A 15134-nucleotide genomic window follows, 5' to 3' on the forward strand; every position below is an offset into this window, starting at 1 on the left:
CTCGCGGGAACGCCGGCTGGCCGCCAAACACCGCCGCGCCACCACCAAACGCAACCGTCGCGCCGGCCCGGAGGACTGAGCAACACCTGCCCGCCGGGGATACCGGCGGGCAGGCCTTTTCGCGTGTTGATCTGCGCCATTCCTGCGATGATCAGAAATGGCTATCGACGCCATTTTTGTGGCGCCGAGCTACTTGCAACTACCGCAGCAGCCGCAGCCGGGACCGGAACAGGACGAGCAGCAACCGCATGAATTCATGGGGACACTCCGGGGAATCTCGGCGGGGAACTGGCGCTTCGAGGGTATGGCTGAATATGGATTCGGGCCAATAGCCCGAGTGGGGGTGAATGGCATTCTCAGCGCGGCGGGGCGGTGGTGGAGCGGACGATCAGCGAGGGGCGGAGCAGGTGCCGGACGGGGTGCTCGCGTTCGCCGCGGACGCGTTGCAGGAGTGCCTCGGCGGCCAGTCGGCCCATCTCGGTGCGGGGCTGGTCGACGGTGGTGAGCGAGACGTGCCGCAGCGCCGCGAGGTTGGTGTTGTCGTAGCCGACCACCGACACGTCGGCCGGCACCCGCAGGCCGGCCTCCTCCAGCGCGGAGATGGCGCCGATGGCGTTGAAGTCGTTGGCGGCGACGATCGCGGTCGGGATGTGGTCGTCCAGGATCTCCCGGATCGCCTTGGCGCCCGCGGTGTCGGTGTACTCGCTGCGGATCACCCGCGGGTTCAGGCCGTGCCGGCGCATGGCGGCCAGGTAGCCGGTCCGGCGCGGCGCGGCCTGGGAGCCGCCGCCACCGTCGATGTGCACGATGTCGGTGTGGCCGAGGGAAACCAGATGATCGACCGCGAGACCGGAGCCGATCTGGCCGTCGTCGTTCACAGTGTCCACAGTGGACAGCCGGCAGGATCGGGACACCAGCACCAGCGGCGCCTGGGCGCCGGCCACCGCGATCGCGGTGGCGGGCACCACCGGACCGAGCAGGGCGATGCCGGCCGGGCGGAACGACAGCAGGCTGGCCAGCGCCTGGCGTTCCCGGCCGGCCCGGCGCCCACCGGTGTTGATCACTAGCTCGAAGCCCTGGTCCCGGGCGCAGGCGTCCAGCCCGTCGACGATCTCGGCCCAGAACGCGTTGTGCAGATCGGAAACCATCACGCCGAGGAAGTGCGAGGTGCGGCTGGCCAGCGACCTGGCCATGGCGTGCGGCGAGTAGCCCAACTCGTCGGCGGCGCGCAGCACGGCCGCCCGGCGATGCTCGCTCACCTTCGGTGAACCGCGCATCACCAGCGACACCAGGGCGCGGGAAACCCCGGCACGGGCCGCGACATCCTCCATGGTGGGCTGGTCCATCGCACCTCGCCAGGGCCTTGACAGCGATATCGCCGACGATCAGGATTGGAGCGCTCCAACAAAGTAGAGCGCTCTAACCCCGGGCAAGTCAAGAAGGACGTGCAACATGCGGATCGGGATCGCCGGGGTGGGACGGATCGGCACCATGCACGCCGCCAACCTGGTCACCCTGCCCGCCGTGGACGAGGTCCTGCTGTTCGACCCGGTGCCCGGCCGCGCCGAGAGCGCCGCGGCCGCGCTCGGCTCCCGCGCCACCCCGGTCGCCGACCTCGATGACCTGATCGAGGCCAGCGACGGCGTCCTGGTGGCCACCCCGACCAACACCCACGCCGGCCTGGTCCGGCGCTGCCTGGCGGCCCGGGTGCCGGCGCTGTGCGAGAAACCGGTCGCCGACGATCTTTCCGCGCTGGCCGGGCTGGTGGCCGAGGTGGAGGCCTCCGGCGTGCCGGTGCTGGTCGGGTTCCAGCGCCGGTTCGACCCCGCCGTCGCCGAGCTGCGCCGCCGCATCCAGGCCGGCGAACTGGGCACGATCTACCAGGTGCGGGCGGTCGGCAACGACGCCACCCCGCCGGACCTCGGCTACCTGCCGGCCTCCGGCGGGATCTTCCGCGACCTGCTCATCCACGACCTGGACGCGGTGCCGTGGCTGGTCGGCGAGCCGGTGGTCGAGGTCTACGCGTCCGGCTCGGTGTTGGTGGACAAGGCTTTCGCCGACGCCGACGACGTGGACAACGCGGTCGTGGTGCTGCGGTTCGCCGGCGGTGCGCACGCCGTGCTGGTCGCCGGACGGCACGACCCGCTCGGCTACGACCACCGCCTGGAGGTGCTGGGCAGCCGGGACTCGCTGGCCGTCGGGCTGGACGCGCGCACCCCGCTGACCTCGCTGGAGCCCGGCGGGCCGGCGGCCGGGAAGGACGCCTACCCGGGCTTCGGCGAGCGGTTCCGCCGCGCCTACCAGGGTGAGATGGCGACGTTCGTCGAAGTGGTCGCCGGCCGGGCGGACAACCCGTCGCCGGTCCGGGACAGCGTGGTCAGCCTGCGGCTGGCCGAGGCCTGCGAGCGGTCCCGGCGCTCGGGTGTGCCGGTCCGGCTGGATCAGTCGATGGGAGTGGCGGTATGAGCGTGAAGGTCGCGGGGGCGCCGATCTCCTGGGGCGTCTGCGAGGTGCCCGGCTGGGGCCGGATCCTCGACGTGGACACGGTGCTCGGCGAGATGGCCGCGCTCGGCCTGACCGCGACCGAGCTCGGCCCGCCCGGCTACCTGCCCGAGGAGCCCGCAGCCTGCCGGGCGCTGTTGGACCGGCACGGCCTGCGGCTGGTTGGCGGGTTCCTCGCCGTCGTGCTGCACGACCGCGACCAGCAGTGGTCCACAATGGACGATGCGGCCGAGGTGGTCGACCTGCTGGCCGGGCTCGGCGCCGAGGTGCTGGTGCTGGCCGCCGCCACCGGGCTGCACGGCTACGACACCCGGCCGCAGTTGTCCGCCCAGCAGTGGGCGACGCTGCTCGGCACCGCCGCCAGGATTCGGGACCTGGCCGCCGGCAAGGGGTTGCGCACCGTCCTGCACCCGCACGTCGGCACGCACGTGGAGACCGGACCGGAGGTGGAGCGGTTCCTCGCCGACTCCGACCTGCCGCTCTGCCTGGACACCGGGCACCTGCTGGTCGGCGGCACCGACCCGGTGGACCTGGCCCGCCGGCACCCGGCCCGGATCGGCCACGTGCACCTCAAGGATGTCCGCGCCGCCATCGCCGACGTGGTGCGCGGCGGCCAGATCAGCTACACGCACGGCGTCGGCAGCGGCATGTACGTGCCGCTGGGGGACGGGGACGTCAACGTGGCCGCGCTGCTCCGCCTGCTGGCCGAGGCGGGCTACGACGGCTGGTACGTCCTCGAGCAGGACGCCATGCTGCCCAGGGATTCCACCGCCGGGGACGACCGTCCGCGGCGCGACACGGCGCGCAGTCTCGCGCACCTCAACACCTTTGTGAGTTCGATCCACGCCCGCTAGGAGAGACAACGATGTCCCACACCCTGTCGTTCGCGCGGACCCGGCGTCGCGGGTTCCTGCTCGGCGTCGCCTCGGCTGCCGCGGTCCTGCTCGCCGCGTGCAGCGGGCCGTCCGGCGAGCAGCCGCAGGCCAACCAGCAGAGCGGCGGCGCGCCCGCGCCGGCCGCCGGTGACCTGAAGATCGCCGTGATCACCCATGGCGGCTCCGGCGACGCGTTCTGGAGCGTGGTGAAGAACGGCGCCGAGGCGGCCGGCAAGGACCTCGGCGTGACCGTCAACTACAGCTCCGACGGGGATCCCGGCGCCCAGGCCAAACTGATCGACAACGCGGTCGCGCAGAAGGTCGGCGGCCTGGTGGTCTCGATGGCCAACCCGGACGCGTTACAGACCGCCATCCAGAACGCGGTCAAGGCCGGCATCCCGGTGATCACGATCAACTCGGGCAGCGCCAAGAGCAAGCAGTTCGGCGCCATGTCGCACGTCGGCCAGGAGGAGTCGATCGCGGGCGAGCAGGCCGGCGCGAAGCTCAAGGAGGCCGGCAAGACCAAGCTGCTGTGCGTGATCCACGAGGCGGGCAACATCGGGCTGACCGAGCGCTGCGACGGGGCCAAGCGCGGCTTCGGCGCGGTGCAGACCCTGCAGGTGGACCTGAACAACCCGGCCGACGTCGAGTCCCGGATCAAGGGCGCGCTGCAGGCCGACGCCTCGATCGACGCGGTGCTCTCGCTCAACCCGCAGGTCGGCGTGCTGGCCGTGAACGCGGCCAAGGGCGCGGGCGGCAAGGCGCAGATCGCCACCTTCGACCTCAACGGCGACGTGGCCGCGGCGATCAAGGCCGGCGACATCTTGTTCGCCGTCGACCAGCAGCAGTACGAGCAGGGTTACCTGCCGGTCGTGATGATCAAGCTCTTCGTGGACAACGCCAACACCGTCGGCGGCGGCAGCCCGGTGCTGACCGGCCCGGGGTTCGTCGACAAGTCCAATGTGGACAAGGTGGCCGAGTACGCGCAGCGCGGAACCCGCTAGATGACCACCACCGAGACCGTGGCCCGGCCGGACGAACGGCTCGCCAGCACCCGGATCCTGGACCGTCTGGTGGTCCGGCCGGAGGTGGGCGCGCTGCTCGGGGCGGTGCTGGTGTTCGTGTTCTTCTCGGTGGTGACCGAGCAGTTCCTGAGCGTCGGAGGCGTCGCCACCTGGCTGGACGACGCCTCCACGCTCGGCATCATGGCCGTCGCGGTGGCGCTGCTCATGATCGGCGGCGAGTTCGACCTCTCGGCCGGGGTGATGACCGCGTCCACCGCGCTGGTCACCGCGCTGCTCGCCACCCAGGCCGGCTGGAACGTGTGGCTGGCGCTGCTGGTGTCGCTGGTGTTCGCGCTGGCCGTCGGCGCGTTCAACGGCTGGATGGTGCTGCGCACCGGACTGCCCAGCTTCATCGTCACGCTGGGCACCTTCCTTGCCCTGCAAGGGCTCAACCTCGGCGTCACCCGGCTGGTCACCGGCAGCGTGCAGGTCAGCGGGATGCGCCGGACCGACGGCTACGAGTCCGCCGGCAGCGTGTTCGCCTCCACGATCGACATCGGCGGCACCGCGTTCCCGGTGTCGATCCTGTGGTGGGTCGCGGTCACCGCGGCCGCGGCCTGGCTGCTGACCAGAACCCGGTTCGGCAACTGGATCTTCGCGGTGGGCGGGTCCGCGCCGAGTGCCCGCGCCGTCGGGGTTCCGTTGGGGCGCACCAAGATCCTGTTGTTCATGGGCACGGCGGTGGCGGCCTGGCTGGTCGGCTCGATCAACATCCTGCGGTTCGCCAGCGTGCAGGCCAACCAGGGCATCGGCCTGGAGTTCCAGTACATCATCGCCGCGGTGATCGGCGGCTGCCTGCTCACCGGCGGCTTCGGCTCGGCGGTGGGCGCCGCGATCGGCGCGCTGATCTTCGGCATGGCCCGGCAGGGGATCGTCTACGCGCAGTGGGACAGCGACTGGTTCATGCTGTTCCTCGGGGTGATGCTGCTGTCCGCGGTGCTGGTCAACAACGCGTTTCGGCGCAGGGCGGAGCGGGTCCGGTGACCGCGCTGATGGAGGTCCGGGACGTCGGCAAGTCCTACGGCAGCGTGATCGCGTTGCGCGAGGTGTCCGCCGTGGTCGACGCGGGCGAGGTCATCTGCGTGCTGGGCGACAACGGCGCCGGGAAGTCCACCCTGATCAAGATCCTGGCCGGGGTGCACCAGCACGACACCGGCGAGTTTCTGGTCGAGGGCACGCCGGTGCGGTTCGACTCGCCGCGCGACGCGCTCGCCGCCGGCATCGCCACCGTGTACCAGGACCTCGCGGTGGTTCCGCTGATGAGCGTGTGGCGCAACTTCTTCCTGGGCTCGGAGCCCACGGTCGGGTTCGGGCCGCTGCGGATGCTGGACCGGCGCACCGGCCGGCAGGTGACCAAGCGGGCGCTCGCCGAGATGGGGATCGACCTGCGGGACGTGGAACAGCCGGTGGGCACGCTGTCCGGCGGTGAGCGGCAGTGCGTGGCCATCGCCCGGGCCGTGCACTTCGGGGCGAAGGTGCTGATCCTGGACGAGCCGACCGCGGCGCTGGGCGTCAAGCAGGCCGGGGTGGTGCTGCGTTACGTGGCCCAGGCCCGGGACCGTGGGCTCGGCGTCGTGCTGATCACGCACAACCCGCATCACGCCTACCCGGTCGGCGACCGGTTCCTGCTGCTCAACCGGGGCCGCAGCCTCGGCTGCCACGACAAGGCCGACATCACGCTGGCCGAGTTGACCCGGCAGATGGCCGGCGGCGCCGAGTTGGAGGCGTTGGAACACGAGCTGCGGGCAGGTCAATGAGCCTTGACCTGCTGACCGTCGGCCGGGTCGGGGTGGACCTCTATCCCGAACAGACCGGCGTGCCGCTTGAGCGGGTCCGCACGTTCGCCAAGTCGCTGGGCGGGACGGCGACCAATGTGGCGGTCGCCGCCGCCCGGCTGGGCCGGCGCGCCGCCGTGCTGACCAAGGTGGGCGCGGACCCGTTCGGCGGCTATGTCCGGGACGCGCTGCGCGGCTTCGGGGTGTCGGCGGAGTTCGTCGGCACCGCGCCGGACCTGCGCACCCCGGTGGTGTTCTGCGCGCTGGATCCGCCGGAGGACCCGCCGCTGCTGTTCTACCGGCTGCCGGTGGCGCCGGACCTGACGCTCGCCCCGGCCGACGTGCCGTGGCCCGTGGTGGCCGAGGTGCCGGTGCTGTGGGTGACCGGGACCGGGGTGTCCACCGAGCCGGCCCGCGCCACCCAGCGGGAGATCCTGGTGGCTCGCGGGCGGCGCACGCACACCGTGCTGGACCTGGACTACCGCCCGATGTTCTGGTCCGGTGTGGACACCGCGCGGCGGGAGATCGGCTGGATGCTGGACCATGTCACGGTGGCGGTCGGCAACCGGGCCGAGGTCGAGGTGGCGGTGGGCACGGCGGATCCGGCCGCCGCGGCCGAGGCGATGCTGGCCAGGGGCGTGTCGCTCGCGGTGGTGAAGCAGGGCGCGGACGGCGTGCTGGTCGCCACCCCGGAGGGCAGTTGGACGATCCCGCCCGCGCCGGTCGAGGTGGTGTGCGGTCTGGGCGCCGGGGACGCGTTCGGCGGCGCCCTGGTGCACGGCCTGCTGTCCGGCTGGGAACCGGCGCGGATCGCCCGCTACGCGGCCGCCGCCGGGGCGATCGTGGCCGGCCGGCTGGCCTGTGCCGACGCCATGCCCGGACCCGAGGAGATCGAGGAGCTGCTGGTGTGATCACCGACGCGGACTGGGCCGAACTGCTGTACACCCGGGCGACCGACCCGGACGCGGTGCGCCGGGCCTATGCCAACCGGGTCCGTCGGGAGCGGCTGCTGGACCGGCGCGGCACGCTGTTCCTGGTGGCCGCGGACCACCCGGCCCGGGGTGCGCTGGGCATCGGCGACCGGCCGACGGCCATGGCCAACCGGCGCGAACTGCTGGGCCGGCTGCTGGTGGCGCTGGCCGATCCGGACGTCGACGGGGTGCTCGCCACCCCGGACGTGATCGAGGAACTGCTGCTGGTCAACGGGTTGCACAACAAGGTGGTGATCGGCTCGATGAACCGGGGCGGGCTGGCCGGCGCCGAGTGGGAGATCGACGACCGGTTCACCGCCTTCGACGTCGAGTCCATTGTGGACGGCGGGCTGGACGGCGGGAAGATGTTGCTGCGCCTGGTGGACTCCGACGCCGGCACGGTGCCCACGCTGGAGTCGTGCGCCCGGGCGGTGTCCGCGCTGGCCCGGCGCGGGCTGATGGCGATGGTCGAGCCGCTGCCCTACCGGCGCGACCCGGCGGGGCAACTGGTGCCGGACCCCGACCCGGTCGCGCTGGCCCGGGCGGTGACCGTGGCCTCCGGGCTGGGCGCGACCTCCGCGCACACCTGGCTCAAGCTGCCGGCCCCGGCCGATCCCTCGGTCCTGGACGCCACCACGCTGCCGGTGCTGGTGCTCGGCGGCCCGCCGTCCGGAAAGGTCGCCGACGACATGGCCGCCTGGGCCGGCGCGCTGGCCCACCCGGTGGTCCGCGGCCTGGTGGTCGGCCGGACCCTGTTGTATCCCTCCCATGGGGACGTCGCCGCGGCGGTGGAGGCGGCCGGCCGGGTGCTCTGGACCACGGCGAGCGGACCCCCGTCATGAGCCTCCTGCACCGGCCCCGCGGCACCCTGGCCGACGGCGCCGACCCGGTCCGGCTCGGCCCGGACGACGCCGGCTGGAACCACACCGGCCTGCGCGTGCTGGCGCTGGCCCCGGGCGAGCGCCGTGCGCTGGCCACCGGCGAGTTCGAGGCGTTCGTGCTGCCGCTGTCCGGCGCGGTGACCGTCGAGGTGGACGGGACGCGGTTCGCGCTCGACGGGCGCGCGTCGGTGTTCAGCCGGGTCACCGACTTCGCCTACGTGCCACGGGATGCCGACGTCGAGCTGTCCAGTGTGGACGGATGTGAGCTGGCCCTGCCGATGGCCCGGTGCACCCGCCGGCTCGCCCCGCGCTACGGACCGGCCGAGCAGGTTCCGGTCGAGGTGCGCGGCGCCGGCAACGCCACCCGGCAGGTCACCAACTTCGGGGTGCCCGGCGTGTGGGAGCACGCCGACCGGCTCAGCGCCTGCGAGCTGATCACCCCGGACGGCAACTGGTCGTCCTACCCGCCGCACAAACACGACGAGACCTGCCCGGTGGTCAACGAGGAGATCTACTACTTCCGGATCGGCGGCGAGAACGGGTTCGGTTTCCACCGCACCTACACCGATGACGGCGACATCGACGAGAACGTCGTGGTGCGCGACGGCGACGTGTTCCTGATCCCGCGCGGCTACCACGGGCCGTGCGTGGCGGCGCCCGGCTACCCGATGTACTACCTCAACGTGCTGGCCGGGCCGGGCGAGACCCGGTCGATGGCGTTCTGCGACGACCCGGCCCACACCTGGGTGCGGGACTCCTGGGCCGGCCAGGCGCCCGACCCGCGCTGCCCGGTGACCACTCAAGAAGGAATCCGAGAAGTCCGGCGGTCGACCAGCGGTCGCTCCCCGGTCCAACCGGGACACCGCGGCGGAGGAGGCGGGTGATGACACTGAGGCTCACCACCTCGCAGGCTCTGGTGCGCTGGCTGGTGGCCCAGCGCGGCGAACTGCTGGACGGCGCCGAGGTGCCGCTGTTCCCGGCCGTGTTCGCGATCTTCGGGCACGGCAACGTGCTGGGCCTGGGCACCGCGCTCGAGGAGCACCGGGACGCGCTGCCGGTCTGGCGCGGGCACAGCGAGCAGGGCATGGCGCTGGCGGCGGTCGGGCTGGCCAAGGCGACCGCACGCCGGCAGGTGGGCGTGGCCACCTCCTCGATCGGGCCGGGCGCGCTGAACATGGTCACCGCGGCCGGGGTGGCGCACGCGAACCGGCTGCCGCTGCTGCTCCTGCCCGGCGACACGTTCGTCAGCCGGGCGCCGGACCCGGTGCTGCAACAGGTCGAGCACTTCGACGACCCGACCCGGACGGTCAACGACGCGTTCCGCGCGGTCAGCCGGTACTTCGACCGGATCACCCGGCCCGAGCAACTGCTCGCCACCCTTCCGCAGGTGGCCCGGGTGCTCACCGACCCGGCCGACTGCGGCCCGGTCACCCTCGCGCTTCCCCAGGACGTGCAGGCCGAGGCGTTCGACTTCCCGGCCGCGCTGTTCGAGCCGGTCGTGCACCGGGTGCCCCGGCTCCGGCCGGACGAGCGCGAACTGGCCGAGGCGGCCGCGGCGATCCGGGTCGCCCGCCGCCCGCTGCTGGTGCTCGGCGGCGGCGTGCGCTACTCGGGCGCGGCCCGGGCGGCGGTCGATCTCGCCGAGCGGCACGGGCTGCCGGTGACCGAGACCACGGCCGGCCGCACCCTGGTGCCGCACGACCACCCGCTGCACGCCGGCCCGCTCGGCATCACCGGCTCGGCGTCGGCGAACGCGCTGGCCGCCGCGGCCGACCTGGTGCTTGCGGTGGGCACCCGGCTGCAGGACTTCACCACGGCCTCCTGGTCGCTGTTCGATCCCGGCCTGCGGCTGGTGACGGTGAACGCGGCCCGGTTCGACGCGGTCAAGCACGGCGCGCTGGCCGTGACCGGCGACGCCCGCGCGGGCCTCGCGGGGCTCGCCGGGCTGCTCGGTGACTGGGTGATCGAACCGGACTGGACCGCGCGGGCGGCCACCGAGCGGGCCGGCTGGGACGCCTACATCGACGGCCTGCGCGCGCCGGATCCGGGCCTGCCGACCTACGCCCAGGTGGTGGGCGCGGTGAACGAGGCGAGCGGGCCGGACGACTACGTGCTGACCGCGGCCGGCGGCCTGCCCGGCGAGCTGATCGGCGGCTGGCGCGGCACCGGCCGGGTCGGCGAGCCGACCATGGACGTCGAGTACGGGTTCTCCTGCATGGGCTACGAGGTGGCCGGCGCCTGGGGCGCGGCGCTCACCCGCGCGGCCACCCATCCGGGTGGCGTAGTGACCACGCTGCTGGGTGACGGCTCCTACCTGATGCTCAACGCCGAACTGTTCTCCGCCGCCTTCGCCGGGCACGGCTTCGTGGCCGTGGTCTGCGACAACGACGGGTACGCGGTGATCGACCGGCTCCAGCGCGGACAGGGCGGCGCCGCGTTCAACAACATGTACCCGGACTGCCGCACGGCCCACGCGCAGCCGCCCAGAGTGGACTTCGCCGCACACGCCACCGCGCTGGGCTGCACGGTGCTCCCCGCCGACGGGCTCGCGGACCTGCGCGAGTGCTACGCCGAGGCACGCGAGCACGCCCGCACCGGCCGTCCGGCCGTGGTCGTGGTGCGCACCCGGCCCGCCGCCTGGACCGACGCCGGCGCCTGGTGGGAGGTCGGTGTGCCCCAGACCGCCGAGCGCTCAGCCGTCACAGACGCCAGAGCCGCACTTGACCAGGCAAAAGCTGGGCAAGTGCGGTTCTTGGCGCACTAGATGTGATTCAGGACGAATCAACGACGGTAGGCGTCGTAGTCGTCCTCGTCGTGTTGATCTTCCCGGTCGTCGTCCGACGGCGCACCAGACAGCTCCCGCTGCAGCGCGTCGAAGTCCGTGTGGGGAGTGCTGTATTTGAGCTCTCGGGCTACCTTCGTCTGCTTAGCCTTCGCCCGGCCGCGCCCCATGGCTCGACCCCCTCGCACAGTGACGGGGCGGCCGGGGGAATCGGCGGCCCCGTTTATCTCGACAATTGGTTCCTGTAGCTACCGTACCGTGCCGACGGGGTTCGATGCGACGCGGCCAAGCGGCGAGATCGACGGATCGCCCCACGGCGAACGGTCCGGACGGCCGTGACACGATGCGTGTCGTGCCACGTCCGTTCGTCGCCTACCTGAGGGTGTACGAACCGTTGTCGGCGTTTGACGGACAGTTGGCCGGACTACTCCAGGACGCGCTGGAAACCGGACACCTCGACTACTCAGCGGCACCAGACCGCGAACGGCTGCTGTGGCTGAGGTCACAGCTGGCGAATCCGCCGATGCTGCTGCCAGGGGAGTTGCCGGACGGCCGGTCCGCCCCCAGCGCCCAGCGGGACCTGCTGGTGCTGGACCCGGCGGAAGTGCCGACCGAGGACGCCACCGTCGGTCCCGGACCGCTGATCTGCCCGCTGGACCTGCGGGCCCGCTCGGCCGCCGCCCTCGTCGGGTTCCTCTCCACCGCCTCGTCGGCGCTGCGCGGCGCCGCGCTGACCCAGTCGCTGGACGCGGTCCGGGAGCGGGCCGCCTCGGTGCTGGCCGACCTCCCCAGCGGCGCGGTGCACGTGGTCTCGACCACCTGGACCGTGCCGCTGCCCTGGTTCGCGCTGGTCGACCCGGACCACCGGCACGTGGTGCTGGCCACCCGCACCGACCCGCGCCGGCAGGTGTGCTGGCGAGTCGCCATGGCCGACGCGCGGCGCCGGGTGGCCCGGGCGCACACGCTGGCCGTGCAGACCTTCGGCGAGCAGGGACCGACCAAGGTGTTGCAGGACACCGGGCGGTGGTTGGACCACTTCCACGACCAGTCGGCGGTCGAACTGGACTACGGCGGACTGGTGCAACTGCTCGACGACGACGACCTGGTGACCGACTCCTCCGCGGAGGACGTCAACGCGATCATCGAGGCGCTCGAGGTGCAGAACGTCGAGGAGGTGGCCGCCCGGTTCGAGCGGCTCCGCGACTTCTGGGGCGACCTAGCCATGCGCGAACGCTATAACTGATCCGCCCCTGATCCGCCTCTCCGGATTTTTATGCGGTGGGTGCGTTCCGGGGGAGGGTGCGGTGCCGAGGTGGATTGGGGCTGGGTGGCGTCACGGTCCCCTGAGGTAGCTGTTGGTGGGGTCGGGACCTCATATGCGCGCTCGCGTGGTGCGCTGGTCAGGTGGGGTTGTGGGGTTTGGCGCGTTCGGCGGCGAGGAGGTCGTCGACGGAGGCGCTGCCGGCGCGGTAGCGGCTGCCGATCTCGGCGTTGAGGTGGTCCATCACGGCCTGGACCTCCCGGCGGCGGGCGGAGACCGACTCCTCCTCGGAGACATAGGTGCGCAGCGCCAGGTCGAGCCGATCGTCGGTGAGGGTGGCCACGTCGGACAGGTCGGCGTCGGACACCAGCGCCTCGATGTGCCGGCGGTGTGCCTCGGCCCGGGACGGTTCCAGGGTCTGGTGCCGGCCGGAGCCGGTGGCCGGGGCGACCGCGTTGTCGGCGAGGATTCTGGCGAGCTGGTCGACCACCGGCTCGGAACCGCCCTCCGCCCGGCGGCGCACCTCCGCCCTGACGATGTCGATCCGCCCGTGCAGCAGCCGGCGCAGGTAGGACAGGTCGGTCTCCTCCTGCGCCGCGTCGTCGCGCCTGGCCCGCACCTCGGCCAGTTCCAGCCGGTCGAGGTCGGCAATGTAGTCCGGGGAGAGCACGCGGTCGATACGCCTGCGCCCACCAGGACGGACTTCGATCACGGGCACATCTTCCGGGAACCCAGTGGTCCACGCCACCCCGGCAACCGAAAAAGGGCAACCCACGTGGCTAGTTGTTGTTTGAGACGCACAGCATCTTGCGGGCCTCGTCGGCCGGCAACGGCGGGCGCTGGGCGATTCTGGCCAGGCCCGCGGCCCGGGCCACCAGCTGCGCGTTGTCCTTGACCCGTTCGCCGCGGGCATAGGAGATGGTGTCCTCCATCCCGACCCGCAGGTGCCCGCCGGCGGCCAGGGCGGCGAACATCACCGGCAGGCTGGTCCGCCCGATCCCGGTGGCCGAGAACGTGGCGCCGTCCGGGATCGCCCGCAGCGCGGCCACCAGCGTCTCGGCGTCGCCCGGCATCCCGCCCGGCACACCCATGACCAGATCGACGTGCACGTGCCCGCCGGCCGGCGCGCCGTGCTCGTCCAGCAGCCGGCGCAGGCTGGCCAACTGGCCGATGTCGAAGATCTCGTACTCCGGCACGATGCCCCGGTCGCGCATCCGCTTGTGCAGCTCGACCACGAACTCCCACCGGTTGAGGAACACGTCGTCACCGAAGTTGACCGTGCCCATCGTGCAGGACGCCGAGTCGGGCAGGGCGTCGAGCACCCGCAGCCGGTCGGACTCGGGATCGGTGACCGCGCCACCCGTGGACAGCTGCACGACCAGGCCGGTCTGCTCGCGCAGCGCGGCCACGGTGTCCTTGAGCAGTCCCAGGTCCAGCGTCGGGCGGGTGTCCGCGCCCCGGATGTGCACGTGGATCATGGCGGCGCCGACCCGCTCGCAGTCCCGCGCGGTGGCGACCAGCTCGTCCAGCGTGACCGGCAGGTTGGGCACGTCGGCCTTGGCATGCTCGGCCCCGGTGGGGGCCACCGTGATCAGCGTTGCGGCTGTTGACATGGCCCGATCCTAGGGCTCAGCCGTGCAGCCGCCGCGCGGCTTCGCGGCCGAGGCCGGGGGTGTCCGGCGGGACGGAGTCCGGGTCGATCGACGCCTGGGCCGTGCGGTCCGGGGCGCCCGCCACCAGTTCGGCGTCCACCGGCACCGAGCGTTTGATCAGCGCGAGCGCGACCGGGCCGAGCTCGTGGTGCTGGGCAACGGTGCCCACCCGGCCGACCGGCCGGTCGCCGAGCGACACCGGGTCGCCGGTCTCCGGCAGTGCCTCGGCCGAACCGTCCAGGTGCAGCAGCAGCATCCTGCGTGGCGGGCGGCCGATGTTGTGCACCTTGGCCACGGTCTCCTGGCCGCGGTAGCACCCCTTCGCCACGTGCGCGGCGACCCCGACCCAGCCGACCTCGTGCGGGATCGTGCGCTCGTCGGTGTCCAGACCCAGCCGGGCCCGCAGCGCCTCGACCCGCAGCGCCTCGAACCCCCAACTGCCCATCGGCCGGGCGCCGGCCCCGGTCAACCGGGCCCACCACGCGGACAGGTCGGACCTCGGCACCAGCAGGTCGGCCGCGGCCGCGCCGGGCCAGGGCATCCTGCGCAGCACGGCGTCGGTGCCGCCGACCGCGTACGGACCGTCCGCCGTGGACAGTCCGAGCTCGCCCAGCAGCGCCGGGACCTCGGGTCCGACCACGGTGAGCACGGCCCGCTCGGCGGTCGCGTCGACAACCTCCACTTTGGACCAGAACCGCATGGAGTCCAGGTATTCCAACAGCGACTGGGAGTCCCCGCGGGCGCTGGTGGCCCGCGCCCCCGGCTCGGTGTCCAGCCAGACCGTCGCGCCGGTGTGCGCCAGCACCATGTGCGCCTCCACCCGGCCCTGGCTGTCCAGCACCAGCGCCTCGGTGCCGGCGCCGTCGGCCAGTTCGGTGACGTGCTGGGAGATCACCAGATGCAGCCAGGACAGCCGGTCCTCGCCGGTCACCGCGAGCACCTGCCGGTGCGAGCGGTCCACCACGGCCACCGCACGGGCGGCGGCCCGCTGCTCGGCGAACGGGTCGCCGAAGTGCCACGGCACGCCCGCGTCCGGCGAACCGTCCGGGGCGGCCACCGCGCCGGGTACCTGAAGGGTCACGGCAGTTCCGCCTCCCCGGAATTCACTGCTGCGGTCACGTCGGGCGAGGAGAGGTGCCGGTTGGCCACCTGCCTGTGGCTGGCTTGCGTCACGGTCCCCTGAGGTGCGGTCGGCAGACCCGTAGCTCGGTCCGACCTCGAGGTTGGCGCAAGGGGTGTCATGAACACTCCTGGGTCGTGCACTGCCGGCAGGTGCCGGACAGGGCGAGATGGCCGGCATCAAGCACGAACCCGTAGGTCTCGCACAATGTTCCGGCGAGCGTGTCCATGATCTCCAGTGGGACCTCCTCG

At 72.6% G+C, this 15134-nt stretch carries 15 protein-coding genes; 10 read left to right on the plus strand and 5 right to left on the minus strand.

Annotated features, from left to right (window positions below):
- Positions 1-356: 356 nt before the first annotated feature.
- Positions 357-1346, minus strand: a complete 990-nt coding sequence (locus VFO68_RS23485) for a LacI family DNA-binding transcriptional regulator (RefSeq protein ID WP_325160528.1) — start codon at positions 1344-1346, stop codon at positions 357-359.
- A gap of 106 nt (positions 1347-1452) precedes the next feature.
- Here VFO68_RS23485 and VFO68_RS23490 point away from each other — a divergent pair, with 106 nt between their 5' ends.
- Genes VFO68_RS23490 through iolD form a run of 9 tightly spaced genes read left to right on the plus strand, consistent with a single transcriptional unit; the run spans position 1453 to position 10832 of the window.
- The gene (locus tag VFO68_RS23490) at positions 1453-2466 is read left to right on the plus strand and encodes a Gfo/Idh/MocA family protein (protein ID WP_325160529.1); all 1014 of its coding nucleotides are present in this window, start codon (positions 1453-1455) and stop codon (positions 2464-2466) included.
- A complete protein-coding gene (locus VFO68_RS23495) occupies positions 2463-3356 on the plus strand; it encodes a TIM barrel protein (RefSeq protein ID WP_325160530.1) in 894 nt (297 codons plus the stop codon). The genes VFO68_RS23490 and VFO68_RS23495 overlap by 4 nt, the downstream gene beginning before the upstream one ends.
- 11 nt (positions 3357-3367) lie before the next feature.
- Positions 3368-4381 carry a sugar ABC transporter substrate-binding protein gene (locus VFO68_RS23500; RefSeq protein ID WP_325160531.1) on the plus strand — a complete coding sequence of 338 codons (1014 nt, stop codon included), beginning with the start codon at positions 3368-3370 and terminating at the stop codon, positions 4379-4381.
- Entirely contained in the window at positions 4382-5425 is a 1044-nt protein-coding gene (locus VFO68_RS23505) for an ABC transporter permease (RefSeq protein WP_325160532.1), read from the plus strand.
- 8 nt (positions 5426-5433) lie between these two features.
- Positions 5434-6198 carry an ATP-binding cassette domain-containing protein gene (locus VFO68_RS23510; protein ID WP_325160541.1) on the plus strand — a complete coding sequence of 255 codons (765 nt, stop codon included), beginning with the start codon at positions 5434-5436 and terminating at the stop codon, positions 6196-6198.
- Complete coding sequence (iolC, locus tag VFO68_RS23515) at positions 6195-7127, plus strand: 5-dehydro-2-deoxygluconokinase (RefSeq protein ID WP_325160533.1); 933 nt, start codon at positions 6195-6197, stop codon at positions 7125-7127. The genes VFO68_RS23510 and iolC overlap by 4 nt, the downstream gene beginning before the upstream one ends.
- Positions 7124-8029, plus strand: a complete 906-nt coding sequence (locus tag VFO68_RS23520; RefSeq protein WP_325160534.1) for a Cgl0159 family (beta/alpha)8-fold protein — start codon at positions 7124-7126, stop codon at positions 8027-8029. Before iolC ends, VFO68_RS23520 begins: the two co-directional genes overlap by 4 nt.
- Entirely contained in the window at positions 8026-8952 is a 927-nt protein-coding gene (iolB, locus tag VFO68_RS23525; RefSeq protein ID WP_325160535.1) for a 5-deoxy-glucuronate isomerase, read from the plus strand. Before VFO68_RS23520 ends, iolB begins: the two co-directional genes overlap by 4 nt.
- Before the next feature lie 5 nt (positions 8953-8957).
- Complete coding sequence (gene iolD / locus VFO68_RS23530; RefSeq protein WP_325160542.1) at positions 8958-10832, plus strand: 3D-(3,5/4)-trihydroxycyclohexane-1,2-dione acylhydrolase (decyclizing); 1875 nt, start codon at positions 8958-8960, stop codon at positions 10830-10832.
- A gap of 17 nt (positions 10833-10849) precedes the next feature.
- Here iolD and VFO68_RS23535 read toward each other — a convergent pair whose 3' ends face one another.
- Positions 10850-11020, minus strand: a complete 171-nt coding sequence (locus VFO68_RS23535; RefSeq protein WP_325160536.1) for a DUF3073 domain-containing protein — start codon at positions 11018-11020, stop codon at positions 10850-10852.
- Between the two features lie 182 nt (positions 11021-11202).
- On the opposite strand from VFO68_RS23535, the gene VFO68_RS23540 reads away from it, so the two are divergent.
- The gene (locus VFO68_RS23540; protein WP_325160537.1) at positions 11203-12093 is read left to right on the plus strand and encodes a hypothetical protein; all 891 of its coding nucleotides are present in this window, start codon (positions 11203-11205) and stop codon (positions 12091-12093) included.
- A gap of 157 nt (positions 12094-12250) precedes the next feature.
- Here the strand turns inward: VFO68_RS23540 and VFO68_RS23545 are convergent, their stop codons facing one another.
- The 3 genes from VFO68_RS23545 to VFO68_RS23555 all read right to left on the minus strand — a co-directional run bounded on the left by VFO68_RS23545 (position 12251) and on the right by VFO68_RS23555 (position 14844).
- On the minus strand, positions 12251-12823 hold the full coding sequence (locus VFO68_RS23545) for an aerial mycelium formation protein (RefSeq protein WP_325160538.1): 573 nt from the start codon (positions 12821-12823) through the stop codon (positions 12251-12253).
- A 67-nt stretch (positions 12824-12890) separates the two neighbouring features.
- Entirely contained in the window at positions 12891-13724 is an 834-nt protein-coding gene (locus VFO68_RS23550; RefSeq protein WP_325160539.1) for a 3-keto-5-aminohexanoate cleavage protein, read from the minus strand.
- 16 nt (positions 13725-13740) lie between these two features.
- Entirely contained in the window at positions 13741-14844 is a 1104-nt protein-coding gene (locus VFO68_RS23555; RefSeq protein ID WP_325160540.1) for a folate-binding protein, read from the minus strand.
- Positions 14845-15134: the final 290 nt, after the last annotated feature.

This window comes from Actinophytocola sp., from assembly GCF_035712165.1.
GTDB lineage: Bacteria > Actinomycetota > Actinomycetes > Mycobacteriales > Pseudonocardiaceae > DASYTH01.

Bases quoted from the DNA above. Each gene is read 5' to 3' on its own strand.
- iolC (WP_325160533.1), top strand. From the start codon at position 6,195: ATGAGCCTTGACCTGCTGACCGTCGGCCGGGTCGGGGTGGACCTCTAT.
- VFO68_RS23505 (WP_325160532.1), top strand. From the start codon at position 4,382: ATGACCACCACCGAGACCGTGGCCCGGCCGGACGAACGGCTCGCCAGC.
- VFO68_RS23495 (WP_325160530.1), top strand. From the start codon at position 2,463: ATGAGCGTGAAGGTCGCGGGGGCGCCGATCTCCTGGGGCGTCTGCGAG.
- VFO68_RS23500 (WP_325160531.1), top strand. From the start codon at position 3,368: ATGTCCCACACCCTGTCGTTCGCGCGGACCCGGCGTCGCGGGTTCCTG.
- VFO68_RS23510 (WP_325160541.1), top strand. From the start codon at position 5,434: ATGGAGGTCCGGGACGTCGGCAAGTCCTACGGCAGCGTGATCGCGTTG.
- iolB (WP_325160535.1), top strand. From the start codon at position 8,026: ATGAGCCTCCTGCACCGGCCCCGCGGCACCCTGGCCGACGGCGCCGAC.
- VFO68_RS23535 (WP_325160536.1), bottom strand. From the start codon at position 11,020: ATGGGGCGCGGCCGGGCGAAGGCTAAGCAGACGAAGGTAGCCCGAGAG.
- VFO68_RS23550 (WP_325160539.1), bottom strand. From the start codon at position 13,724: ATGTCAACAGCCGCAACGCTGATCACGGTGGCCCCCACCGGGGCCGAG.
- VFO68_RS23490 (WP_325160529.1), top strand. From the start codon at position 1,453: ATGCGGATCGGGATCGCCGGGGTGGGACGGATCGGCACCATGCACGCC.
- VFO68_RS23485 (WP_325160528.1), bottom strand. From the start codon at position 1,346: ATGGACCAGCCCACCATGGAGGATGTCGCGGCCCGTGCCGGGGTTTCC.